Below are 23,116 nucleotides of genomic sequence, written 5' to 3' on the forward strand. Positions count from 1 at the left end.
TTAACAAGTTCGTAAAAAATGGACCCGGCGGGGCCTGTTTTGAGGTGCTATAATGAAAACGGCTGAAAAACATAAAATTTTTCTTACATTTGCGAAAGAAGATGACTACCATGAACGAGGGGTTACAAGACCGCCTTGAGAAGTTCGGATTATCCCTTTATATGATACGTGTTACCCTTGCTGCATCACTATCCTGGCTCGCGGTACACAGCCTGTATGGCGACCGTTATCTGTACTTTGCGCCGCTTGCGGCGATTCTTATCACCCAGAGCAGTGTCAAAGCCTCCCTTGAAAAAGGGGCATACCGGCTGCTCGGTATTGTGCTAGGCGGAATCGCCAGCCTGGTCGTGGGCCGCTTCTTCGATGTTGGTGCGCTCTCGATCCTGCTGATGCTGCTGCTCGGCATAGGCGTAGCCACCGCCTGCCGGATTAATATCCAGGCCGTTTCACAGGTTGGCGTCACTTCCGTTCTGGCGCTCACCTTCTATCATGATGGGTACATCGTCTGGAGAGTCGCCGAGACCCTGATCGGCGTGCTGATTGCCTTAATCATAAATATGATTATCGTTCCGCCCAAGAGCTTCGTCAAGGTCAAGGACTTGGCACTGAAGGGCAGCCTGACACTGTCTGATGCCTTAACCGGTCTAACTTCCGGGGGACGGGATGCCGCACAGGCGCTGACCGCACTTAAGCTTTCCGGTGAACTGCTGGGCAAGAGTACGCAGCTGCAGAAGGAGCTGCACTTCACGCTCTCCCATTACCAGTGCCGCAAAGAGCTCGGTACGCTGTCACAGGCAACCTCCCATCTTAGCAGGGTGCATTCCTACGTCAAAGGCATTGCCGAGGAGATCTCTCTGCTGCCCGCCCATTATGCCGCAGCCGACTGGATGACAGAGGTGGTAACGGCAACGGCAGACTGCATTGCCTTATACGGCACCCGGACGCTGTCGGATGCGGAATGCGGACGTTCGCTCCCCGAGAGCCTGCGCCGCGCCCGTGATGTGCAGCTGGCCTGGTTCTCTGAGCTGCAGGGCCAATGCCCGCTCGCCGCATTCCGTGATCTTGGCGCGGTGTTCTCGCATCTGAACCGGATTCTTGAAGAGATCGAACGTGCCGATTATGCGGCAATCTCCGCCGCAGCTCAGCCGGCCAAGGCTACACCGGCGCGCGCTATACGCTTCATACAAAAAGGACTCTCCCACAAGCTATAAGCTGGGGAGCGTCCTTTTTTTTGGGTGGGGGCTAGTACAACATCAGAACTAAAGAAGTGATCCATTCAACAATTCATCAATTATGTGAAGTTCAGTTCTAAGTGAACGTTCAGTGATAGTTCTATTCTGTACAATTAAAAACAGCAAAAAGGATGGCTTTCCTCTAATAACTGTATTCTGTACAACTAAATTTGCCCTAATGAGTGAAACCCAATCTATATAGAGCAGTTTAGTTGTACGAAATACAACTAAATGGAGGATCAGTCGTAATTCAGAGGATTTAGTTGTACAAAGTGCAATTAAGCATACCGCTTACCGCATACCGCATGCACCGCAATCGGGGCACTGCGTAATTATTATAGCTTGCCTTCTTCCGGAATATCCAAAAACCCCCATGAGCAGCCTGGAATCTACACCGCTTATCAGGCATATCAAATCGCCCCGCAAGCAATACTTCTGCTTGCGGGGCGTTCGCGCGCTCCAACAGGAACCATCTTTCAATTCACAGGAAGATATCTCCAGCCCCCGTACGCCGTAATGTTCTCGGCTCCGGCGGCGGCATAGCCTTCGCAGATGAAGCCGGTCACTTCCCGGCCGTCTTCGAGCACCACCCGCCCCAGGCCCAGCGGAGCGGGTATGAGCGACGCGAATGCGCCCAGCGATGCCGCCGGCATCCGCCACAGCTCCAGCTCGACAGAGCCTCCGCCTGCCGCTTGTCTGAGCAAGCCGGGCTTCGGCGGCACCGTCTGGAGCTTGACCAGCTCATAGCACGGGGCCGTCCGCGCCTCCTGCCAGAACCGGGCGCCATGCTCCAGCATCTGCTTCTCCAGCGGGAAGCCGCGCATATGAAGACCGCAGACAGCCAGTGTCATCATACCGGGAGATGCCGCCTCGTCAGCAGCACCTTCCGGCGGACCGCTCTCTCCAAGAAGCTCTGCGCCCGCTCCGGCCAGCAGATGCTCGCTGTCCGCCAGCGCGAACATCGTGATGCCGAACGGCAGGCCCTCCGCCGCATCCCCGGCAGGAACCGCCACGGCTGACAGATCAAGCAGGTTGCAGTGGTTGGTATAGCGCCCCATATCGGAGTTGGCCCCTACCGGATTACCAGCAACCTGCTCCCGGGTCCAGGTTCCGCCGCAGGTCGGGAGCACCAGCACGGCATCCTTCAGCAGCAGCTCCGCTTCCCGCTTATAACGCTGCAGCAAGTGCATGGCCTGGAACAGGCTCGCGGCCGTATGGCGCCCGGCCGCCCCGGAAGACAAGATGGACTCCGTAACCGGCAGCACAGCTTCACGGTGATTCTCCACGAACTCACCCAGACCGGCCCAGCGCTCGGCTACCCAGGGACCCTCGTACAAGATAGCTGCCGCTTTGGAGAACAGCGTACAGTCCACCCGTTCAACCGGCAGCCCCAATGCCTGCACGGCTGCTTCGGCCCGCCCCCAGGCCTCCCGGTATTCTCCGGCATGGGGGCCATAGAACTCTGGCGGGGCTTCCGGAAGCAGCAGCTTCGCCGGAAGAGCGGCGGGCCCCAGCTTCACGGAACGCGACCAGGGGTCAGCTTCATCGAAGCCGCGCGCGGCGCGGTCCACCGCGAGGGCATCCTCCAGATTGTGCGCGAACACGGTGACGCAGTCCAGGCTGGCACAAGCGGGCACTACCCCGCGCACCGGCCAGGCGCCCAGGCTGGGCTTATAGCCGACCAGCCCGTTCAGCGCGGCAGGCACGCGGCCCGAGCCGGCGGTATCGGTGCCCAGGCTGAACACGGCCTGGCCGCGGGCGACGGCCACGGCTGATCCGGCGCTGGAGCCGCCGCTGATGTATTCCGGGCGCAGGGCGTTATGCGTCTCGCCATAAGGGCTGCGCACACCGACGAGACCGGTGGCGAACTGGTCCAGGTTGCTTTTGCCGACAGGGATCGCACCCGCAGCGACCAGCCTCGCGACTACCGCCGCATCGTGATCCGGCTGATAGGCGAATTCAGGACAAGCCGCCGTTGTAGGCAGCCCCTTCACATCGATGTTATCCTTCACCGCGAACGGGATTCCCCACAGCGGATGGCTCTGCGGGTCCATCCCTCTGAGCCTCTCAAGAAAGGGAAGGATATGCGCCTCGGCGGGCGGCTTAATCCAGATGTTCATTCCCTTGTCGCGTGCAGCGCGGCGGATGATCTCCCGGACCACCTCCTCCGGGTCCAGCGCACCGCTCAAATATTGCCCGCGCAGCCAGCCTGCGGTCAGCCTGGCGGGAAATTCAGTTGTTGCCGTCATGATGCTTCATCTCCTTCTCTGCGAATCCTGCGAATCCGTACGCATCCTGCGGCCGCTGCTCATCTCGTGCAGCTTAAGCGCAAGCTGCAGCTCCAGCATATCGTCACCGTCATTCTGGCTGAGTCCCAGCAGCTCACAGGCCCGTTCTATCCGGTAAGTGACCGTATTATAATGGGTGAACAGCTCGGCTGAGGTCCGTTTGATGTTGCGGTTGCACTTGAAATACAGCTGGAGCGTCTGCACGAGGGACACGCCATGCTTGCTGTCATACTCCAGCAGCGGAACGATGTACTGGTCCCTGTACCCGCTGATCTCCGCAAGCTCCGGCAAATGGTACAGCAGCCGGAAGACACCCAGCTTCCGGTAATCCACATAAGCCCCGCTGTAACCGCTGACCTCGCGGATACGGGCGATTTTGCGGGCGGACTCATAGCTGAAGCGCACCTGGTCGGGACCTTCCGCAAGATCTCCGATGCAGAAGGCGCAGCTCTGCTTGGCAAACACCCGGTTCATCTCAGCCAGCAGTCGTCCCAGGGTTTCCTCCAATGGAATATCCGGTTGCTCCGGAACCGTCAGAACCAATTCTCCTTCAAGGATCGTAAGCTTCACATGCTGAAGATCCCCCCGGGCCCGCACACGCTTCACCGCCTGCTGCAGCTGCTTAAGCTCCGGCTTCTCCTCCAGCCAGCCGACGGTTACGGCGCGCAGCGGGCGCTCAGGAAGCGGGCAGCCGCAGGCCTCGGCCCGCAGCTTCAAATCCTCGGCTGCGGCAATCCGCCCGCTGATCCAGTCCTGCAGGAACTGGTCCACATACTTCAGTTCAACCTCCCGGCGGGCACCGGCATTGATCATCTCCAGCCCGACCAGTACCCCCACCCGGTCAATGGTTAACTGATCTACAACCGCCAGCTCGCGGTTCCACTCCAGCAGCACCAGCAGGCATTGATCCACTCCCTTGTCATGGACGGACGATACATAGGCGCGGATCCGCCGCTCTCCCACCGTCAGGAAGGTAATCCCGAGACTGCCCTCCTGGCGCAGCTGCATCCATAACGGAAGCTGCTCTGCCAGCTCCAGCGCCTCTGCCTGCGGGGAACAGAGGACCTGATCGGTATCATCCAGCAGCACAACCGGATTATGCAGCATACCATCCAGCGTCAGCAGGAAATCCTCGATGCCGTCGCCATGCAGAAGCTGCTTGGACAGCTTCTGGAAGCGGCTCTGCAGCTGGGAGAGCTCCCTGGCCTCCTGCACAAGCACCCGTTCCATAATGTCACGTACAACGTCGGAGAAGGAGATAGCCGCCGGCAGCTCGAAGATCGGGAAATCAAGCTGATCCGCCAGCTCCAGCGCCCGTGCCGGAATTTCGTCGATATAACGCTTTGTCTTGATCCCAAGCGCGGATACGCCCTTCTGGTTCAGCTGGGGAATAATCTCGGTGATGAGCTCCGGCTGGCCGTGAAAGGGGAATCCGCTGGTAATCAGAAATTCTCCCGGACGGACCCAGTCAATCACATCGGGAACCTCCATCACATTGACACGGTTGATATAACGCCCAAGGCCTCCGGCTCCCGCCAGGACCACCGCTTCCTTCAGATCGGGAATCAGCAGAATATCGCTGCAGTTCAATCCGGTGATTACATTGCTGCCCATAGCTCCGCCGCCTTTACTTTAGCTTGGAAGAATACACATCCTCGATCAGAGTGGTGCCAAAAAAATGGTTCACAGGTACATTCGCCTCGGCCGGTACAAAAATACTGATCTGCTCAGACGGCGAATCACCCGCATTCGCAACGGAGTGGACTACACCCGCAGGTACATGGAAGGTATCCCCGGCCCGGTAGCTGTACCATTCACCCCCGCACAGCAGCTTGACCTCCCCCACAGTGATATGAATAATCTCCACCACATCATGATGGTGCGGTAATACCTGGCCGCCGACGCCCAGCTTCTCCCACAGAATCGAGCTCATCCGGATGCCCAGACGGTCCGCCTGCTCTGCCGAGACTATCTCCCGGTGATAGAGCTCAATATGATTCGGCATCAACTCCCATGTCATGTCCGCCGCTGTCAGCACTTCCGTTTCCTGTGTATGCATAATCCATTCCTCCATGATGTATAAGTTATAGGTATAGGTTGATAGAAAGCCCGCTATCTGCGGCGGAATACAGCCGCTACCGGCCCTCCGCCTTTTGGCCCCTGGTGCTCGCCTCCGCCGGATACGTAGATCATCGGATCGCCGCCGACATAGGCCAGTACACCGCCGACCACGGCCCGCGCATGCCGGGTATGATTGATATCCGAATCATCCAGCATGATATGGCGCCGTCCGCGGATGACCCCGTCCGGATCAGCCTCAGCTTTGGCCAGCACCTGCACCAGCTCCTCACCGGGATACCGGTCCAGCAGGCCCTGCAGCGCTGCGCCGTCAATAGCATCCTTCATGACTGCATGGTCGATGTGATACGGGCCTTCCGCAGACAGCGAATTGCCGAACACAATCACTTCGCAGTAGGCAAGCTCACTTCCGGCTGAAGTAGACGCCACAGCGCTGAATTTATCCCAGTTCACGCATATATCTGCTTCCGTTAAGGCTGAACGCTCCACTTCACCGAGCGCGGCAGCAGCCCCCAGTGCGGAGGCACCCCTGGAATATCCCATGGATTTATAGGTATCCTCTGTAACGAGCGATACCTGACGGCTGTGTGCGTCATACATCTGCTCTGCAGTGAGCAGCGGGCATTTAATCTGCACAAAATGCACATCCGCTTCCGAGGTAATTCCGGCATCCAGGACCGCCCGGGCCACGGCATCCGCCACAGCGTCCACCTGGCTGAGCCGGCCCAGCTCCTCCGGCCGGAAGATCCGTGTTCTGGCAGTACCGACCGCAAGTGACTTTAGACCGTCAGCATTTACGCCCGTCTCTGCCTGGCCGCTGCGGCTAATTACCGTGAAATGCGGGCTGAGCACACCTTCCGTCCCTCCGGACATTACATAGGATATTTCTGCAGGCCGCTGTTCCTGGGACACCCCGGCGAAGAATGCCTTCAGCGCCATAACGGCATAGCCCCGCGTGAAATCATTGACACAGCCGTTTCCCTCGGTCTTTCCCAGTACAGCTGCAACCTCTTCGGGCCGGAACAGCCCCTCTTCTATCGCCGCCTGCAAGCCGGACATGTCATTCGGTGCACCTGCAGGGATTCTGATCACCGAGCATTTCATCACAGATCATCACTCCTTGTCCAGAAAATAACCTTCTTCTCCAGCAGCCCGATACACCAGAACAGCAGCAGGCCGCACAGCGCCGAAGCAATAATGGCCGAGAACATCACCGGGGTGTCCATATGATAGGAGGAGACGAGCACCACATAACCCAGCCCCTTATTGGCCCCGACAAATTCGCCGACAATCGCTCCGACGATGGCAAGCGAGGTCGAGATTTTCAGTGCGGAGAAGATATAAGGCAGACTGGTTGGCAGCCGCAGCTTCCAGAAGATTTCGCTTTTGGTTCCTTTATAGGTGGAGAACAGCTCCCAGGCCTCGTATTCAATCGCCTTAAGACCTTTGACACTGTTCACCAGTATCGGGAAAAAGCAGATCAGCATCGAAGCGATGACCTTCGAGGTATATCCGGTCCCCAGCCACACGACAAGCAGCGGCGCCAGCGCAACCAGCGGTGTAGTCTTCAGGGCAATGGCGAGCGGGAACATCCCCTTCTCAATCGGCTTGGAATGAACAAAAATAACGGCAGTAATCAGGCCCAGTATGTTAGCGAGCATGAACCCGGTCAGGGATTCGCCCAGGGTAACCAGCGTATGGGACCACAGCGCACCGTCGATGGCCGAGACCACCTGGGTTGGGGAAGGCAGCAAATACATGGGAACCGACAGGAGCCGTACGGCCAGCTCCCACAGGATCAGGAAGCCGAGCGCAAAGGTGACCGGGTACAGGCTGTCCTTAAGTTTGGCTGTCATAGATGCTTCACCCGCTTTCTCAATTCCTTGACGGTCCGGTGGAATTCCGGCAGCTCTTCCATTCCCGCTTGACGCGGTGAAGGCAGCGGTACCGGAATAATATCGGTCACCCCGGCCGGCCGGGGTGACATCATCACCACCCGGTCCGACAGGAGCACAGATTCCTGAATCGAATGAGTAACCATGACAATGCTGCTGAGACTTGTCTCTGGACTCTCCCACAGGCGCAGCAGCTCAAAGTTCAGCTTCTCGCGGGTCAGTTCATCCAGCGCACCGAACGGCTCATCCATCAGCAGCACGGTCGGATCGGCGGCCAGGGCTCTGGCAATCGCCGCCCGCTGCTGCATTCCGCCGCTGAGCTGATGCGGGAAGTGGTTCTGGAAATCCTGCAGGCCGACCAGCCGCAGGGCGCTTTCCGCCTTTTCACGTGCTTCCTTCTTGCTGAATTTCTTCTTCGGGCCCAGCTCAAGGGGCAGCATGACATTCTGCAGGGCACTGAGCCATGGCATCAGGACAGGCTTTTGAAAGACCATGCCCAGCGACAGGTCCGGGGAGGAATATGCAACTTCCCCGCCTCCTTCCGGGCTTAGCAGCCGCAGCATCAGCCGCAGTGTTGTTGATTTCCCGCAGCCGCTCGGTCCGAGAATGGAGATGAATTCATTGCGGTATACGTCAAGACTGACATTATCAAGCACAGGCACATTGCCGAAGGAAAGCGAGCAATTGCGCAAGGAGAGCATCGTGTCCCGGGTACCGGGATTCTTCACAGGGGCGGAATCCATCTGTTCTTTCATCGCTGTTGTCATACCGGTTCCCTCCTTATTTCAAGTACTCATTGGTGAACAATGAGCCGATGTCCTGCTGCTTCTTCACAAAGCCCAGATCGATAAGATTCTGCTGCAGCGTCTCCCACGCCGCTTCGTCCATCGAGCCGAGCGGAAGCTTTTCCGGCTCAAGCAGCGGAATGCTGGCCTTCATCATGCTGACTTCATGCGCAAGATCAAGCTTTTCTCCATATTTCAGGCCGAATTCCGCCGCTTCCTCAGGGTGCTCCATCGCATAATCCCAGCCCTTCATGGAGGCCTGTACGAAACTCTGGACCATTTCCGGATCCTTCTCAATCACAGACTCCGTGGTAAACAGGGTGTCGGCATAGAAATTAATGCCATAGTCGTTCGGGTCGATAATATTGACTTCCTCGCCCTGCTCCTGCACAGCCAGCACCTCATTAATTACATATCCGGGCCATGCCTTGACCTGGCCGGTCAGCAGGGGGCTGAGATCATATTTGATCGGCATCTCTTCGATTTGCGAGGTTTCGATGCCTGCGCTTTTTTCCATAGCACGGAAGGTCAGCTCTTCATTGCCGCCGAGCTTGATGCCCACCTTTTGGCCGACAAGCTCTTCCATTGTGGTGATACCGGATTCTTTAAGCGTGAACATTACAAACGGGGTTTTGCGGTATATTGCAGATAACGCCTTAACCGGTACGCCTTTTTCTCTGGCGATGATGATCTGGTCAGCACCGGTTACCCCGAACTCCTCACTGCCCGAAGCGACCATCTGTACCGCCGGAAAATCCGAGCCTCCCGGCCGAATCTCCACATCCAGCCCCGCTTCCTTATAGAAGCCCTTTTCAACTGCGGTATAGAACCCGGCAAACTGCGCCTGATGAATCCACTTCAGCCTCAGAACAACCTTCTTAAGCTCACCGGAGCCTTCTGCCCCCTGTCCCTCAGCCTTGCCGGTATCCGAATTGTTGCCGCAGGCTGTAATGAGCAGCATTAGTGAAGTAAGCAGGATGAGCGCTTTGGTTCTGGACTTGTTCCACATGGTGATTCCCCCGTTATGATGTGATTTGGAATACTGGTCATTCGTAATTCGTAATTAGGATCTAGTAGTTAGAATTGCTCAAGCGCCTTCAGCACCGCTTGCGAATCACTCACACTGCCAAAGACACCGCCCTGCATTTTGACCATATTCAGCGCTGCCAGGTGATTGGCATAATCCGTAGCACCCGTGCAATCCTCCAGGATCAGGCATTCATAACCGCGGTCATTGGCTTCGCGCATCGTCGTGTGTACACAGACATCCGTCGTGATTCCGGTCAGAATCAGATGGGTAATCCCTTTATTCTTCAGTATCAAATCCAGGTCCGTAGCATAAAAGCTGCCTTTACCCGGCTTGTCGATAATGTGCTCGCCCGCTACAGGTGCCAGTTCATCAATGATCTGCCAGCCGCGCTCGCCCCGTACGAGAATCCGTCCCGCCGGTCCTTCCGAGCCGATCTCAGCGCCGATCTGTCTGCTCCGCCACCGTTTATTCGCCGGCAGATCGGACAGATCCGGCTTATGGCCTTCCCGGGTATGGATAACGGTGAATCCGTTAATTTCCCGGATGCGTGCCAGCAGCCGCCCAATCGGCTGAATGGCTCTGGCTGTTAATGAGAGGTCGTAGCCCATTCTCTCCACGTAACCGCCTTTGCCGCAGAAATCCGTCTGCATGTCGATAATCATCAGTGCCGTCTTCGCCGGATCAAGGACGCCGTCATAGGGCCAGGTGTAAGGTGCTGCTGTAATCTGCATGGTTCATGCTCCCCTTCCAGAATTCAATGCATGTATTTAATGTTATGTTTATTAACACTAATTTCTTATTTCCTGCTGTTTGTTAGATTATATTACAACAAATTTGCAATGTCTTCGTTTTTATTACGAAATAATATGCTAATTGTTTGTGTTTTTCTACATATATAACATAAACATTACATACAAACCCCGAATTAACTCCATTTATTTATTGAAAAAAGCCGCCCAACACAGGCAGCCTCAGCAGCAGTCCGTTCTCCAGATCAAAGATCCGGCTGTTCCGGCAGAGCAGACTCCTCCCATAAGCTGTAAGCGCTGGGAAACCAGTTTTTCAGGTAAGATAGAGCTGCACATTTCAAGATTATTAATAGATTGGCAGAATACAGTTGAAAAATAGCTCCTTAAGTACTAGAATTAAGCTTGTTTGCAGAAGTTCCTGCAGCCCAGGAACCAGTTATGACCTTTTTTGTCGATTGCGGTCGATTTAAAATGCCTCATGCTGAGTGTATATCATTGATCTATTTCTAAAGGCAAACTTCCTGAAAGGGTAGGACGCAAAGCAATGGGCCTAAGGACGCCGGGAATCCGCGTTTATGGTCGCCAGGCTGCCAATAGAGACCACGTAAGCCAGCTGTCACCGGGGGACCTCCCAGGCTTTATGATGCTCTTTTCTGTACGAATGCCATTGATTATACGAAAAAGCGAGGTTAAGACAATGCTGCAGCAATTCATCGAACCAACCCGATATGATTTCGTGGAATCCTTGATGCTTGAACGCACCGGCTTTCTGGATTCTTTCTCCGTAGAGGGCCAGCCTTCCGGCGGGACAGACGGAGATAAGAATGGAATCATCCTCGTGCAGAATAATCAGATTTTCATCACTCCCCCGCTCTCCGGCGGCAAACCGGCCCGGATCTCTGCTGTTCATCCCGTAGTGCTGAAGATTAACTGGAAGACCGTTACGGAGCCTACAGAGGTTACCTCAGCGGATTATATCACCTGGGAGATCTGCGAGAAGCCGCAGTATCAAATCACCGTTTCACCCGACAAGCTCAAAGTTCACTTCACCTTGTACCGTGCAGAGAAGTACGCCTGGAATCTGGTCAACTGCCCGGCTTCTTTCGAAGCCGCAGTGCGTGCCGAGCCTAACCGGGCGCTGCTGCTGTCCACGCTCACCATAGAACAGATTCTCTCTTCGCTGGATAACCGTTCAATTCTGCGTAATCTGAATATCCCGGCCTTATACGCCGAACTGAACAACCCTACATATCTCCCCGTCTGCATCGCAGAAGGGAGAGCCCCGCTGCCCGGTAAGGAATCCCGGATTCAGCTGTCGCTTCCGGAGCATACGCTCACAGGCAATGGTATGCTCCGGGAAGGCCGGACTGCGGAATCTGCAGATTCCTTAGATTATCTCCGGTTTCCGGGAGCACCCTTCGCCAGAGAAGGAGAGGTCTTTGCCCGCAAATTGCCGCCCGAAGAGGGAATTCCCGGATTCGACGTAGAGGGAGGAGTACTATCCCCCCCTCCACCGCAGGATATTTATTTCGCAGCCGGAGAACATGCACAGCTTCTTCCAAACGGTGACATTGCGGCTCTGCGTACGGGCAGACCCCGCATCTGCGGAGACTCCAGCTGTGTCATAACCTGCGATTTCCCTGCCGTATGCCTCATCACCAGGGAGATGGCAGCAACCGCCAGTGAGATTATGTTCGCAGGTGACATCGTCGTACCGGCGGATATTGAAGGCCCTATGCGGATTGAAGCGTTAGGGAATGTGTATGTCTACGGCAACGTCCGCCAATCTACAATTACGGCTACCGGCAGTATCTATATAAGCGGTCAGGTAACCGGCTGCAGCCTGTACACCGGACTTGCCGGAGTAGAGCAGCACCGCCTGCACCGCTTCTCCAGTCTGCTGCTGACAGAGGTTGCCGGACTGCGGGAAGCCGCCCGGCTGCTGGCCAAGAACGTAGAATCCCGCCAGCAATCCGTGAAGTACGGTCTGGTTGTTATGCTGCTGCTGGAGGATAAATACAGCCATATAGAGTGTCTGATCAGCGATCTTAAAACTGCGCTGCTATGCATGGACGGCTCTTCCCAGCCCGCTTCGGAGCAGCTTAAGCAGATGCTGGAGGTCTTTGCCCATCCGGGACAGTTCACTGAATTTATCACAGACAGTGTTCTGAACAGCTTCTCCAGACTGCTGCGCAATCTCTGTGAAGACATTGAGCTGCTCCAGGAGGAGTATGCTGTCATTAATATCGCCCGGTCGCATGACAGTATCCTGAATCCCGGCGGAGAACTGATCCTGCGGGACGCGGACGCAGAAACGGTCTAAGCCTGCTGTAATGTAACCCCTGACAAGTAAAAACGGCTGCCCCTCTTCTGAGGGAGCAGCCGTTTGTTTATTCTTTGCCCAGCCCGGGTACCGGGGGCTGCACGATCCGCCCGGCAGCCCGGCCCAGCCTGACATTTACCAGAATAATGCTGCTCACAATCAGCAGCATACCAATGACCAGATTCATCGTAATCTGTTCATGCAATAGAACGACACTTGAGCCGATGGAGATCAGCGGAATCAGAAAGGTGAAGGAGCCTACCTTGCCGGCTTCCCCTTCGTTGATCAGCTTGAAGTATACCATCCAGCCCAGAGCAATCACGAAGACCGCGATGAAGAGTGTATTCACTATAAAGGGAGGGCTCCAGGTAATATCCGCCCAGCTCTCTGAAGCCGAGCCTGCCGCCAGCAGGATTACTCCGCCGATCATGATCTGCATCGCGGTCATCCACAGCATATCTACTCTGGCTGCATTGCGTTTGGTGTACACCGTAGCCAGCGCCCAGCTGAGTGCACTGGCCAAGGCCAGCAGCACGCCTACAGGCGAAATACTTCCGGTTAATCCCCCAAGGCTTAATGAGGCTACCCCGAGGAAGCCGATGACCAGTCCGGCGATCTTAAGTCCATACATCCGCTCACCCAGCCAGATCCAGGCAAAGATCCCGAGCAGCACCGGCTGCAGGAATACAATAGCCGAGAATAATCCGGACGGCACGTACTGCAGGCCAATCGTCTGGAAGCCATAGTAGAAGACGATACTGAGGAAGGCCGACACCAGATAGACGGGCCAGAGCTGCCTGAAATTCAGCTGTTTCCGCTTAGGCAGAGCCGCGATGACCAGTATAATACCGGCAATGACTGTCCGGATTCCGGCGAACAGCAAGGGCGGAGCGTACGTTAAGGCAATTTTGGAGAGCGGCCAGTTAATGCCCCAGACAATAACCAGGAACACTAACAAGCCGATGGTTTGCTTCCGCTTCTGCATAAGTTCACCTCTTGTTATGATTTCTTCCCAAATGATACAATAGATTCAGTCATAATTGAAATGAATTATAATCATGAGGGGCATACCAGATTAGTTATGAACAACACTCAAATTCGCCTGTTTGTCTTAATTGCCGAAAGCCGCAGCTTCACCAAAGCCGGTCTTGCGCTGAATATGACCCAGCCCGCAGTCAGCCGGGCCATTTCCGCACTCGAAGCCGAGCTGGACGTGAAGCTGATGCTGCGCGACCGGCGCAGCGGACTGATGCTTACCGATATCGGCAAGCGGGTACTGGTCATCTGCCGCGGGATTCTCAGCGGCCTCGATAAGATTGACCAGGAGATTGCTGCCGAGAAAGGCCTGGAGAAGGGCCAGATCCGCATCGGCGCCTTTCCGGTCGCCGCTGCCTATTTTGTCCCGAAGATTATCAGTGCTATCACTGCCCGATACCCCGGAATTGAGATCAGCCTGTATGAGGGCTCCGTCGCCGAGGTGAAGGACTGGCTGGCCTCACGGTTCATTGATGTGGGTCTGATGATTCCCCCGGTCGAAGAATTCGCCTCCCTGCCGCTGTTCCGGGAGAAGCTCTATGCCGTATTGCCCGGCAGTCACCCGCTTCATCAGAAGCGGATCGTCTGTGTGAAGGATCTGGAAGCCGAGCCCATGCTGCTCTGCAGATCGGGCTACGAGCCTCCGGTAGTGGACTTATTTCACCGGGCAGGCAGCATGCTGAATGTGAAATACGAGGTCAACAGCTACATCACCGCACTGAATATGATCCAGGAGGGTCTCGCCGTCGGTGTGATGTCACAGCTCTCTCTCTTGTCGCTGCCGCCGAATGTCGTGGTCCGGGAGCTGTCGCCTGATGCTTACCGCGATATTCATATCGCAGTCCATTCTCTGGAGGAGACCTCCATTGCCGTACAATTATTTATCGATACTGCACTGCAGCTGTTCTCCGGTAATGAAGCCCCTCCGCCGTCTCCGGCTGTTGCCGGCCTAACTAACGATACCGATAAGGAGTGATTAACATGGAATATAAGCGTCTCGGAAATAGCGGCCTGCAGGTTTCTGCGCTGGGCCTTGGAACCAACTCGTTTGGCAAAAGGGCGGATCAGGAGACCTCGATCCGTATCATTCATGCCGCAATGGATCAGGGCATTAACTTCATCGATACCGCCAACATCTATGCCGGCTCGGAGTCGGAGAGGATTATCGGCCTCGCCCTGGAGGGCAGACGCCATGAAGCCGTCCTGGCTACCAAAGCCGGCCTGCCGAAGCATGACGGGCCAGACGGCAGCGGCTCTTCCCGCCGCCATCTGATGCAGGAGCTGGAAGGCAGCCTGCGGCGGCTGAAGACGGATCATGTGGATCTGTATCAGATCCACGCCTTCGATCCCTATACACCGCTGGAGGAAACGCTGCGCACCCTCGATGATATGATCTCATCGGGCAAAGTGCGTTATATCGGGGCTTCCAATTATGCCGCCTGGGAGCTGATGAAGGCGCTGGGCATCAGCGAAGCGCACAACTGGGCCAAATATGTCTCCATCCAGTGCAGCTATTCGCTTGCCGACCGCACACCTGAAGCAGAGCTGCTTCCGCTGTGTCTGGATCAGGGACTCGGCATCATCCCGTACTTCCCGCTTGCCGGCGGCATCCTCACCGGCAAATATGCCGGCAGCGGCAGTGCCCCTGCCGGTTCCAGAGCGGAAACCGATCCGAACTTCCGCCGCTTCCTTACCCCTGGACGCATCTCGCTCGGGGAACAGGTTAGTAGTATAGCGGAAGAGCTAGGGACTTCACCTGCAGCGCTGTCTCTGGCCTGGCTGATGAGCAGACCGGCCGTCTCCACGGTGATCGTCGGCGCCACCCGGGTAGAGCAGGTGGAGCATAACCTGCAGAGTCTCTCCGTCCAGCCGGATGCAGCAACGCTTGAGAAGCTGGACCAGGCCAGCGCCGCCTTCCGCAGCGGGGAGCCGTTCGCCGTCTACCGGCTGCCTTAACAGCGGCCAGCTGGACGCACCAAAGTGGGCCCATGGTATACCGTGGGCCCACTTTTTTTGCGTTACATAGACAAACCCCGCTTTAATCAACCATCAGACAAGTTACCGGCCCGCTGTGGGACTAGCAGAATACGGCATACATCAGATCCTCACACTTATCTTATTGCCGGCAGAATGAAGACCATGAAGTAAGCATTGCATACATAAGTGTTGTACGTTCTACAACTTTGATTCATAGATATCCCGGTGTGGCGGAGGATTGTTGTAAGAAATACAAGAATTGTTCCTGCTAAGCCGCATGGAGTAGGCGAAATACTGCCTTTTATACAACAATTATAGATTTGGGCCGGTTTAACGGGCAAAATGTTGTATTCCGTGCAGGATTTTAGAATAGTACCGGATCTCTGTCACCAATAGGAAGAATCCGAAAATATCTGGCAAGCGCGGTCATCCGGAGGTCTTGTAAGACACAGCACCGCAGGTTAGACAGTCAATGATTCTCTTTTACACCGCGGCAATAAAACGCTCCATGTCTTCCTGTACGGTGGTAATACCGCCGATGCCAAAGCTGTCTACCAGCACCTTAGCTACATTAGGTGACAGGAATGCCGGAAATGTTGGTCCGAGGTGAATGTTCTTCACGCCCAGATGCAGCAGCGCCAGCAGCACAATTACTGCCTTTTGTTCATACCAGGCAATATTATAGGCGATTGGAAGATCGTTGATATCCTCCAGGCCGAAGACTTCCTTCAGCTTCAGCGCTATAACCACTAGCGAATAGGAATCGTTGCACTGGCCTGCATCAAGCACGCGGGGAATTCCGCCGATGTCGCCAAGCGCCAGCTTATTATATTTGTATTTGGCACAGCCTGCGGTAAGAATCACCGTATCCTCAGGCAGCTCCGCCGCGAAGTCTGTATAATAGCTGCGGCTCTTCATCCGTCCGTCACAGCCGGCCATGACGAAGAACTGTTTGATTGCGCCGCTCTGGACGGCCCCGACTACCTGATCTGCCACATTCATGACCGCCGCATGGGCAAAGCCGCCGATAATTTCACCCGTCTCGATTTCTACCGGAGCACTGCAGCCTTTGGCCTGCTCAATCAGAGCCGAGAAGTCCTTCACCCCGTCCGCTCCCGCAGCAATATGCTGAATTCCCGGATAACCTGTGTTGCCTGTTGTGTACAACCGGTTCTTATAGCTCTCTTTAGGCGGTACGATGCAGTTCGTAGTCATCAGAACCGGGCCGCCAAAGCTGTCGAATTCTTCCGTCTGCTTCCACCAGGCGTTGCCGTAGTTGCCCACGAAGTGGCTGTACTTCTTGAAGGCCGGATAATAGTGGGCCGGCAGCATTTCACTGTGCGTGTATACATCGACTCCGGTACCCTCCGTCTGCTTCAGCAGCTCCTCCATATCCTTGAGGTCATGTCCGCTGATCAGAATGCCGGGGTTCGTGCCCACACCAATATTCACTTTGGTAATCTCCGGGCTGCCGTAAGCTGCCGTGTTCGCACGGTCAAGCAGTGCCATTACATCCACGCCGAACTTGCCGCATTCCAGGACCAGAGCAGTCAGCTCGCCCCCGCCCAGGTTGTCATCCAGCACGGCCGTCAGGCCTTTTTCCATAAAAGCATGTGCGCCTGCTTCGTAGAATCCCAACACCGCTGCATGCTCCATATAAGCTGCCATTCCCTTCAGACCATAGGTCAGCAGCTCACGCAGAGAGCGGATATCCTCATGCTCTGTAGCAAGCACACCTACGGTTGCCGCCTTGTGCATCAAATCTTCATCCGTAATAGCACTCCATAGGGCTGCATCATGTTCTGACAGATACGCGATCACTCCGGCATCCGCAATTCTGCTGCGCCAGTTATCCCGCAGGGCAAGCCCCTCCCGGATCTTGGCAGTGAAGTATTCCGGTACAAAATTAGCATTGGTAATCGTTGCGAATAAGCTCTCTATAATAAATTTCTCTGTTACCGGATCGGTAATACCCAGCTCACGGCCGCTGCGCGCGAAGACCGCAATACCTTTGAGCGTATACACCAGAAGATCCTGCAGATTGGCTACGTCACTGGTCTTGCCGCATACCCCCTGAATCGTACAACCCGTTCCCTTAGCTGCCTCCTGGCACTGAAAACAAAACATGTCGCTCATTACTCATTCACTCCTCATCATGAATTGGATAGCTGGACAGGACAGCTCGGCGTCCCGCCTTTACAGTTACCAGTAATTGTAGTAGACTTTCGTCTATCAATCGGTAACGGATGTTACCGATTATTATGAATTCGGAGGAAATATATGAAACCGGACCCTGCCGCGCTGCAAGCCTGCCTGCTGTTTCGCGGGAAATCCGCAGAAGAGATCGGACTGCTGCTGCCCACGCTGGCCTACACTGTCAGCACTTACCGCAAGAACGCTATAATTCTCGCTGAAGGCGATCCGGCGGACCGGCTTGGAATTCTGCTCTCCGGCCGGGTCGAGGTGCAGAAGACGCATTCCACCGGCAGCAGCGTTACCATCGCCCATCTTAAGGAAGGGCAGACCATCGGGGAGGCCGTGTTATTCCGCAAGGATAATGTAGCCCCCGCCACAGTAACAGCAACAGGGCCCTGCAAAGTAATGTTTATCGGCAAGCAGGAGCTGCTGAGAATATTCGCGGCGGACACGGATATCCTCACCCGCTTCATTGAGAATCTGTCCGAGCGGCTGGTGCTTGTTAACCGGAAGATTGAGAACCTGTCCGCCGGGCCGCTGCGGCGCCGGATCATAGACTTCCTGCTGGAGCAGGGCGCGCTGCAGGCCTCTGATACGCTGAAGCTCCCCTTCAGCCGCAAAGAATGGGCCGGGCATCTGAATACCGCCCGTCCCTCTCTGTCCCGTGAGCTTGGATTTCTGCGCGATCAGGGCTGGATTGAGTTCAAGGGCAGCGAAATCACGCTGCTGGACCGGAGCCGGATGAATGACTACCTTCTGAGTCTGCCCTCTTCAGCAGGCAACCTGTGAAGAACGCTCTGGTGCAGAGCAGAACAGACTCGGCTAGACTAAAATAGACGCACCACGCAAGCTGTTATATTCCGATAGATTCACCCTAGGAGGATGCATTCATGTTGCAGTTAACCGCACCCCATATCGACCAGCTGCTGGCAGAGCACAGAGAGTGGTTCAGCAGCGGAATAACGAGAACCCCCGCTTTCCGGCTGGAACAGCTGCGGAAGCTGAAGGACGCTATCAAACGCAGCGAGCCCCGGATTATCGCCGCCTTGAATAAGGATCTGCGTAAGAGTGAATTCGAGGCGTACGCCACCGAGATCGGCTTCACGCTGGATAGCATCGGCTATATGATGAAGCATCTCCGGCGCTGGATGAAGCCGGTTAAGGTAAGATCACCGCTGCATATGTTCCCGGCGAAGAGCAGCATTATAGCAGAGCCTTACGGGACCGCGCTCATCATCGGACCCTTCAATTATCCGTTCCAGCTGCTGATTGAGCCGCTGATCGGGGCCATTGCGGCCGGCAACTGCGCGGTACTGAAGCCTTCCGAGAGCACCCCGGCTATTTCGGCGGTCATTGAAGACATGATCCGGGAGACCTTTGATCCGGCATATATCCGGGTCGTACAGGGTGAGAAAGAAACGACGAATCTGCTCATTCATGCGAAATTTGATTATATTTTTTTCACCGGCAGCGTGCCTGTAGGCAGAATTGTCATGGAGGCGGCAGCGAAGAATCTGGTGCCTGTAACCCTTGAGCTGGGCGGTAAAAGTCCGGTCATTGTCGACAAGACCGCCAATCTGGAGGCCGCGGCCAAACGGATCGCGTGGGGCAAGCTGATCAATGTCGGGCAGACCTGTATCGCCCCGGACTACCTGCTGGTCCATAGAGATGTTGCAGCTGAATTGATCGAACGGATCAAACACAACATCACCGCATTCTACGGGACGGATATCCGCCATAACACGGACTACGGACGGATCGTGAATGAACGCCAGCTGCGGCGGATTGAAGCGATGCTTGAGCAGGACCGCGATAAGCTGATCCTGGGCGGCAGTGTCGTGCCGGAGGATCTGTACATCGAACCGGCCCTGATCTATCCGGCTTCCTGGAGCGATGCCTCGATGCAGGATGAGATCTTCGGGCCTGTCCTGCCGATTATGGAATACCGCCAGCTTGAGGAAGCTATCCGGAGTATCAACGATCATCCCAAGCCGCTCGCCCTCTATCTGTTCACTGAGGATAAGCAGATCGAGACGCAGGTAATGGACAGTGTTTCCTTCGGGGGCGGCTGTGTGAATGATACAATCACCCATGTAGCCAGCACCCATCTGCCGTTCGGCGGTGTGGGAAATTCCGGGATAGGCGGCTATCACGGCAAGCATAGCTTCGACCTCTTCTCCCACCGCAAGAGCATTGTTAAGCGAAGCACGCGGCTGGACTTCGGGATTGTCTACCCGCCTTACGGCAACAAGGTCAAGCTGGCGCGAAAGCTGCTGAAGTAGAGGATTAAGGAGACGGGATAGCTCCCTACCCCACTTTTGCGAAAGAAGAAAAAACAAAAAGGAAGCCTCCCTTGCTAAAAGGAGGTTTCCTTTTTGTTGTTATATTACATACCCATACTATAAACGGAGTACATTCCGTATACTTATTGCTTCAGCCCGCACGCCGTCCGGCAACCCAGCCCGCGACCTCTTTTTCCGGAATAGGCCTGCTGATATAATACCCCTGAATCTTGTCACAGCTAGTCCGCTCCAGAAAAGCCAGCTGCTCCGGTGTCTCCACCCCTTCTGCGGTAACATTCAGTCCCATATCATGGCCGATAGTCACAATGGAGCTGGCCAGCGACATATTGTTCGGGGTATCTATGCTGTCGATGAAGGACTTATCGATCTTCAGTGTGGTAATCGGCAGCTGCTTCAGATAGCTCAGTGAAGAGTAGCCCGTTCCGAAGTCGTCCAGCGCGATGCCGATGCCCTTATTCTTGAGCGCCTCCAGCTTGGAGCTGATGGCCTCGAACGATTCCATGAAGATCGACTCCGTAATCTCCAGCTCCAGATACTCCGGCGCAAGTCCGGTATCCCGCAGCACGGTAAGCACCATGTCCGTGAAATCATCCAGCATCAGCTGAATGACCGAGATGTTGACCGAAATATGGTACCCCTCGTACCCCTGGTTCTGCAGATCCTTGATGAACTGGCAGGCGGTGCGCAGCACCCATTCCCCGATAGGAACAATCAGCCGGCAATCCTCGGCAATCTTAATGAAGGACAACGGCGATACGAAGCCAAGCACCGGATTGTTCCAGCGGATCAAGGCCTCGAATCCCCAGATCTCATTCGAACCGATATCCACCAGCGGCTGATAATGCAGCGAGAGCTCGTTATTCGAGACCGCGTTTCTTAAATGCATCTCAATAATCATCCGCTCATCGAAATGCTGCTGCATCTCATGCCCGTAGATCACATAGATGCCTTTGCCCGCTTCCTTCGCTTTGTACATGGCAATATCGGCATTCTTCAGCAGTTCCTCTGCATTCAAGCCATTCTCCGGGTATTGGGCGATGCCGATACTGGTCGAGATATGTACGACACTGGCATTTAGCTGAAACGGCTCCTTGAAGCCCTGAACCAATGAATCCGCATAGCGGATCACCTCACCTGCCCCGTCTATATCCTTGAACAGGATCACAAATTCATCGCCGCCGAAACGGAAATGCTTACTGCGACCGTCGGACAGCTCCAGCAGCCGCTCACCGACCTTCACCAGCAGCTCATCGCCGAAGGTATGGCCCATCGAATCATTAATATATTTGAAATTATCAATATCCAGGAAGAACAGCGCAGCATGGCCGCCGGAATGCTCCTCAATAAATCTCTTCAGCTCTTCAGACAGCGACAGCCGGTTTGGCAGGCCGCTCAATACATCGTTATAGGCCAGCAGGCGGTACTTCTCTTCACTGGTGCGCAGCAGCGCCTGATTCTCCACCACCTTGTTATACTGCTCCAGCAGCTCATCCTGCAGCGCCGTCAGCTCCTCATAGGTAGACTCCAGCTCCTGATAGCTCATCTGCAGCTTGCTCTCATATCCTTTGCGGTCGGTGACATCGACCATTGATCCGGCAAACCTGATATATCCTCCGCTTGCATTCCGCAGCACCTTGCCCCGGGCCTGAAACCACTTGTAGTCCCCAGACTTGCTGCGCATCCGGTATTCAGCGTAGTAATAAGAAGAACGACCCTCCAGATGCTGGGTCCGCAGCCGGTCCTCCTGCTCGGCATCCTCAGGATGAATGATATCTCGCCAGCCGCCATGGCTCTCATTGATCTCATCCCGTTCATACCCCAGCAGCTCATACCAGCTGTCCGAGAAGTAATAGATCATCGTAGACATATCCACGTCCCAGATTACCGCATCCGCGCCATAGGTGGCGAGGCTGAAGCGTTCATTGCTTTTTTCCAGATTGCTTCTGATCCGTTTGACCAGCTGCACATAGAACAACAATACAAAGATAAAGATCAGCAGCACGGCAAAAGCGGCAATAATGCTAAGCACCAGCACTTTGTAAGTCTGATAGAAGGAGAACGGCTTGTTGATGATTTCGCTGCCCTCCGGCAGCTTGTCCAGCGGTACGCCAAAATGCTTAAGCTCGTTGTAGTCAAATACATTGCGCACATTGCTGTCGGTTACAACAGGGATATGATCCGCACTCTCACCCTGCAGGATGCGCAGCGCCAGATCCGCTGAGGTCTGTCCCTGCATTCTGCCGCTGATCAGACTGCCGCCAAAGGCACCGTGGTTCAGTCCAAAATCATAAATATGGTACACCGGAACACTGCTGCTCTTGCCCAGTTCACTAGAGAACCTGTCAAACTCAACAATTCTTCCGGTAGAGTCACTATAGTATGTAGTCATCAGTACGATACTGTCCGGAGACAGAGTGGATGCAGTAGCTTTTATCTGTTCACTGGAAAAGCGGTTCATAGGGAAGATCTCCAGCCCCAGGTTCAGCGCATTAATCTGATCCATGACCATTTTGCCGGTAGACAAACCGCTCTCCGAATTATCAAAAACAACATAAACCTTCTTCACGGAAGGGTTGATCTCCAGCGCCATTTGAATCGTACGGGTAGGATCAATCTTCTCAATAACGCCTGTGATGTTGTCAGGGTCCGAAATACCGGCCACACCCAGTTCATTGATACCGCTGAATATGATCGGAGCATCATCCAGAATCTCGCGGCGGTACTTCATCGCAAAGCTCAAGGCAGCATCATCTGTAGTTAGAACCGCATCAATATGGACATTCTGATACTTGAATTTGATCGTTTCGTAGAAGTGTTCGAGGTTCTCCTGATTGGGATACCGTTTCCAATCCATATACTCGGTATAGATTACAGGCAGAGCGGCTGCGCTCTTGAGGCGTTCTTCAATTCCGGCACTCTGTTCGTCGCTCCAGGCAAAGCCTTTCTGATAGGAATGCAGCACCAGCACATTCTGGGCGGGAAGTTCTTCGGCGTAGGTGTGTGTGCCTCCTGTCGTACACAGTAAGATAAACAGCGGCAAGAGCAAGCTTTTTAACAACCTGAGATGAATTTTATCTACACCCATTCGCACACTCCCGTTCATCTATCTCAAAGTCAGGTTCGATTATAAAACGAGGAATTTCGACATTATACTAAATACTAATTCGTTAAACCCACTTCCCATCCCTCTTTTGAGCGAAATAGCACCCCATTCTGCACTGGCC

At 54.9% G+C, this 23,116-nt stretch carries 17 protein-coding genes and 1 riboswitch; of the genes, 6 read left to right on the forward strand and 11 right to left on the reverse strand.

What is annotated here, in order from left to right:
- Positions 1-110 precede the first annotated feature (110 nt).
- Positions 111-1,211 (forward strand): FUSC family protein, encoded by a 1,101-nt coding sequence (locus PBOR_RS33200; RefSeq protein ID WP_042218291.1) that lies wholly within the window; start codon positions 111-113, stop codon positions 1,209-1,211.
- Positions 1,212-1,708: 497 nt separating this feature from the next.
- On the opposite strand, the gene atzF is transcribed toward PBOR_RS33200, so the two are convergent.
- From atzF to biuH, 8 genes are all read right to left on the reverse strand, one after another.
- Entirely contained in the window at positions 1,709-3,481 is a 1,773-nt protein-coding gene (gene atzF / locus PBOR_RS33205; RefSeq protein ID WP_042218292.1) for an allophanate hydrolase, read from the reverse strand.
- Positions 3,482-3,487: 6 nt separating this feature from the next.
- Entirely contained in the window at positions 3,488-5,134 is a 1,647-nt protein-coding gene (locus PBOR_RS33210) for a PucR family transcriptional regulator (protein WP_245647974.1), read from the reverse strand.
- 13 nt (positions 5,135-5,147) lie between these two features.
- Positions 5,148-5,579: a cupin domain-containing protein gene (locus PBOR_RS33215; protein ID WP_042218295.1), complete on the reverse strand. Its 432-nt coding sequence runs from the start codon at positions 5,577-5,579 to the stop codon at positions 5,148-5,150.
- Positions 5,580-5,632: 53 nt separating this feature from the next.
- Positions 5,633-6,703: a cyanuric acid amidohydrolase gene (gene atzD / locus PBOR_RS33220; protein ID WP_042218297.1), complete on the reverse strand. Its 1,071-nt coding sequence runs from the start codon at positions 6,701-6,703 to the stop codon at positions 5,633-5,635.
- The gene (locus PBOR_RS33225) at positions 6,703-7,455 is read right to left on the reverse strand and encodes an ABC transporter permease (protein WP_042218299.1); all 753 of its coding nucleotides are present in this window, start codon (positions 7,453-7,455) and stop codon (positions 6,703-6,705) included. Before PBOR_RS33225 ends, atzD begins: the two co-directional genes overlap by 1 nt.
- Entirely contained in the window at positions 7,452-8,261 is an 810-nt protein-coding gene (locus tag PBOR_RS33230) for an ABC transporter ATP-binding protein (protein ID WP_052422151.1), read from the reverse strand. Before PBOR_RS33230 ends, PBOR_RS33225 begins: the two co-directional genes overlap by 4 nt.
- A 13-nt stretch (positions 8,262-8,274) precedes the next feature.
- A complete protein-coding gene (locus PBOR_RS33235; protein ID WP_042218300.1) occupies positions 8,275-9,288 on the reverse strand; it encodes an ABC transporter substrate-binding protein in 1,014 nt (337 codons plus the stop codon).
- 68 nt (positions 9,289-9,356) lie between these two features.
- Positions 9,357-10,040, reverse strand: a complete 684-nt coding sequence (gene biuH / locus PBOR_RS33240) for a biuret amidohydrolase (protein WP_042218301.1) — start codon at positions 10,038-10,040, stop codon at positions 9,357-9,359.
- A 519-nt stretch (positions 10,041-10,559) separates the two neighbouring features.
- Positions 10,560-10,653: riboswitch (cyclic di-GMP riboswitch) on the forward strand.
- Between the two features lie 102 nt (positions 10,654-10,755).
- Between biuH and PBOR_RS33245 the strand changes: the two genes are divergently transcribed.
- Positions 10,756-12,381: a flagellar assembly protein A gene (locus tag PBOR_RS33245; RefSeq protein ID WP_042218302.1), complete on the forward strand. Its 1,626-nt coding sequence runs from the start codon at positions 10,756-10,758 to the stop codon at positions 12,379-12,381.
- A 67-nt stretch (positions 12,382-12,448) separates the two neighbouring features.
- Here PBOR_RS33245 and PBOR_RS33250 read toward each other — a convergent pair whose 3' ends face one another.
- Positions 12,449-13,366: a DMT family transporter gene (locus tag PBOR_RS33250; protein WP_042218303.1), complete on the reverse strand. Its 918-nt coding sequence runs from the start codon at positions 13,364-13,366 to the stop codon at positions 12,449-12,451.
- 96 nt (positions 13,367-13,462) lie between these two features.
- On the opposite strand from PBOR_RS33250, the gene PBOR_RS33255 reads away from it, so the two are divergent.
- Complete coding sequence (locus PBOR_RS33255) at positions 13,463-14,392, forward strand: LysR family transcriptional regulator (protein WP_042218304.1); 930 nt, start codon at positions 13,463-13,465, stop codon at positions 14,390-14,392.
- 5 nt (positions 14,393-14,397) lie between these two features.
- Positions 14,398-15,372 (forward strand): aldo/keto reductase, encoded by a 975-nt coding sequence (locus PBOR_RS33260; RefSeq protein ID WP_042218305.1) that lies wholly within the window; start codon positions 14,398-14,400, stop codon positions 15,370-15,372.
- A 504-nt stretch (positions 15,373-15,876) separates the two neighbouring features.
- Here the strand turns inward: PBOR_RS33260 and hcp are convergent.
- A complete protein-coding gene (gene hcp / locus PBOR_RS33265) occupies positions 15,877-17,529 on the reverse strand; it encodes a hydroxylamine reductase (RefSeq protein ID WP_081972287.1) in 1,653 nt (550 codons plus the stop codon).
- 144 nt (positions 17,530-17,673) lie between these two features.
- On the opposite strand from hcp, the gene PBOR_RS33270 reads away from it, so the two are divergent.
- Entirely contained in the window at positions 17,674-18,378 is a 705-nt protein-coding gene (locus PBOR_RS33270; RefSeq protein WP_042218307.1) for a Crp/Fnr family transcriptional regulator, read from the forward strand.
- Positions 18,379-18,479: 101 nt separating this feature from the next.
- On the forward strand, positions 18,480-19,871 hold the full coding sequence (locus PBOR_RS33275) for an aldehyde dehydrogenase (RefSeq protein WP_042218310.1): 1,392 nt from the start codon (positions 18,480-18,482) through the stop codon (positions 19,869-19,871).
- A gap of 151 nt (positions 19,872-20,022) precedes the next feature.
- Here the strand turns inward: PBOR_RS33275 and PBOR_RS35905 are convergent, their stop codons facing one another.
- Positions 20,023-22,977 carry an ABC transporter substrate binding protein gene (locus PBOR_RS35905; RefSeq protein ID WP_052429754.1) on the reverse strand — a complete coding sequence of 985 codons (2,955 nt, stop codon included), beginning with the start codon at positions 22,975-22,977 and terminating at the stop codon, positions 20,023-20,025.
- Positions 22,978-23,116 lie beyond the last annotated feature (139 nt).

The organism is Paenibacillus borealis (assembly GCF_000758665.1).
GTDB lineage: Bacteria > Bacillota > Bacilli > Paenibacillales > Paenibacillaceae > Paenibacillus_AQ > Paenibacillus_AQ borealis.

Excerpts from the sequence above, each read along its gene's own strand:
- PBOR_RS33270 (WP_042218307.1), top strand. The coding sequence starts at position 17,674 with ATGAAACCGGACCCTGCCGCGCTGCAAGCCTGCCTGCTGTTTCGCGGG.
- PBOR_RS33245 (WP_042218302.1), top strand. The coding sequence starts at position 10,756 with ATGCTGCAGCAATTCATCGAACCAACCCGATATGATTTCGTGGAATCC.
- PBOR_RS35905 (WP_052429754.1), bottom strand. The coding sequence starts at position 22,977 with ATGGGTGTAGATAAAATTCATCTCAGGTTGTTAAAAAGCTTGCTCTTG.
- PBOR_RS33230 (WP_052422151.1), bottom strand. The coding sequence starts at position 8,261 with ATGACAACAGCGATGAAAGAACAGATGGATTCCGCCCCTGTGAAGAAT.
- PBOR_RS33260 (WP_042218305.1), top strand. The coding sequence starts at position 14,398 with ATGGAATATAAGCGTCTCGGAAATAGCGGCCTGCAGGTTTCTGCGCTG.
- PBOR_RS33235 (WP_042218300.1), bottom strand. The coding sequence starts at position 9,288 with ATGTGGAACAAGTCCAGAACCAAAGCGCTCATCCTGCTTACTTCACTA.
- PBOR_RS33275 (WP_042218310.1), top strand. The coding sequence starts at position 18,480 with ATGTTGCAGTTAACCGCACCCCATATCGACCAGCTGCTGGCAGAGCAC.
- PBOR_RS33210 (WP_245647974.1), bottom strand. The coding sequence starts at position 5,134 with ATGGGCAGCAATGTAATCACCGGATTGAACTGCAGCGATATTCTGCTG.
- PBOR_RS33255 (WP_042218304.1), top strand. The coding sequence starts at position 13,463 with ATGAACAACACTCAAATTCGCCTGTTTGTCTTAATTGCCGAAAGCCGC.
- PBOR_RS33225 (WP_042218299.1), bottom strand. The coding sequence starts at position 7,455 with ATGACAGCCAAACTTAAGGACAGCCTGTACCCGGTCACCTTTGCGCTC.
- atzD (WP_042218297.1), bottom strand. The coding sequence starts at position 6,703 with ATGAAATGCTCGGTGATCAGAATCCCTGCAGGTGCACCGAATGACATG.
- PBOR_RS33250 (WP_042218303.1), bottom strand. The coding sequence starts at position 13,366 with ATGCAGAAGCGGAAGCAAACCATCGGCTTGTTAGTGTTCCTGGTTATT.
- PBOR_RS33215 (WP_042218295.1), bottom strand. The coding sequence starts at position 5,579 with ATGCATACACAGGAAACGGAAGTGCTGACAGCGGCGGACATGACATGG.
- atzF (WP_042218292.1), bottom strand. The coding sequence starts at position 3,481 with ATGACGGCAACAACTGAATTTCCCGCCAGGCTGACCGCAGGCTGGCTG.
- hcp (WP_081972287.1), bottom strand. The coding sequence starts at position 17,529 with ATGAGCGACATGTTTTGTTTTCAGTGCCAGGAGGCAGCTAAGGGAACG.
- biuH (WP_042218301.1), bottom strand. The coding sequence starts at position 10,040 with ATGCAGATTACAGCAGCACCTTACACCTGGCCCTATGACGGCGTCCTT.
- PBOR_RS33200 (WP_042218291.1), top strand. The coding sequence starts at position 111 with ATGAACGAGGGGTTACAAGACCGCCTTGAGAAGTTCGGATTATCCCTT.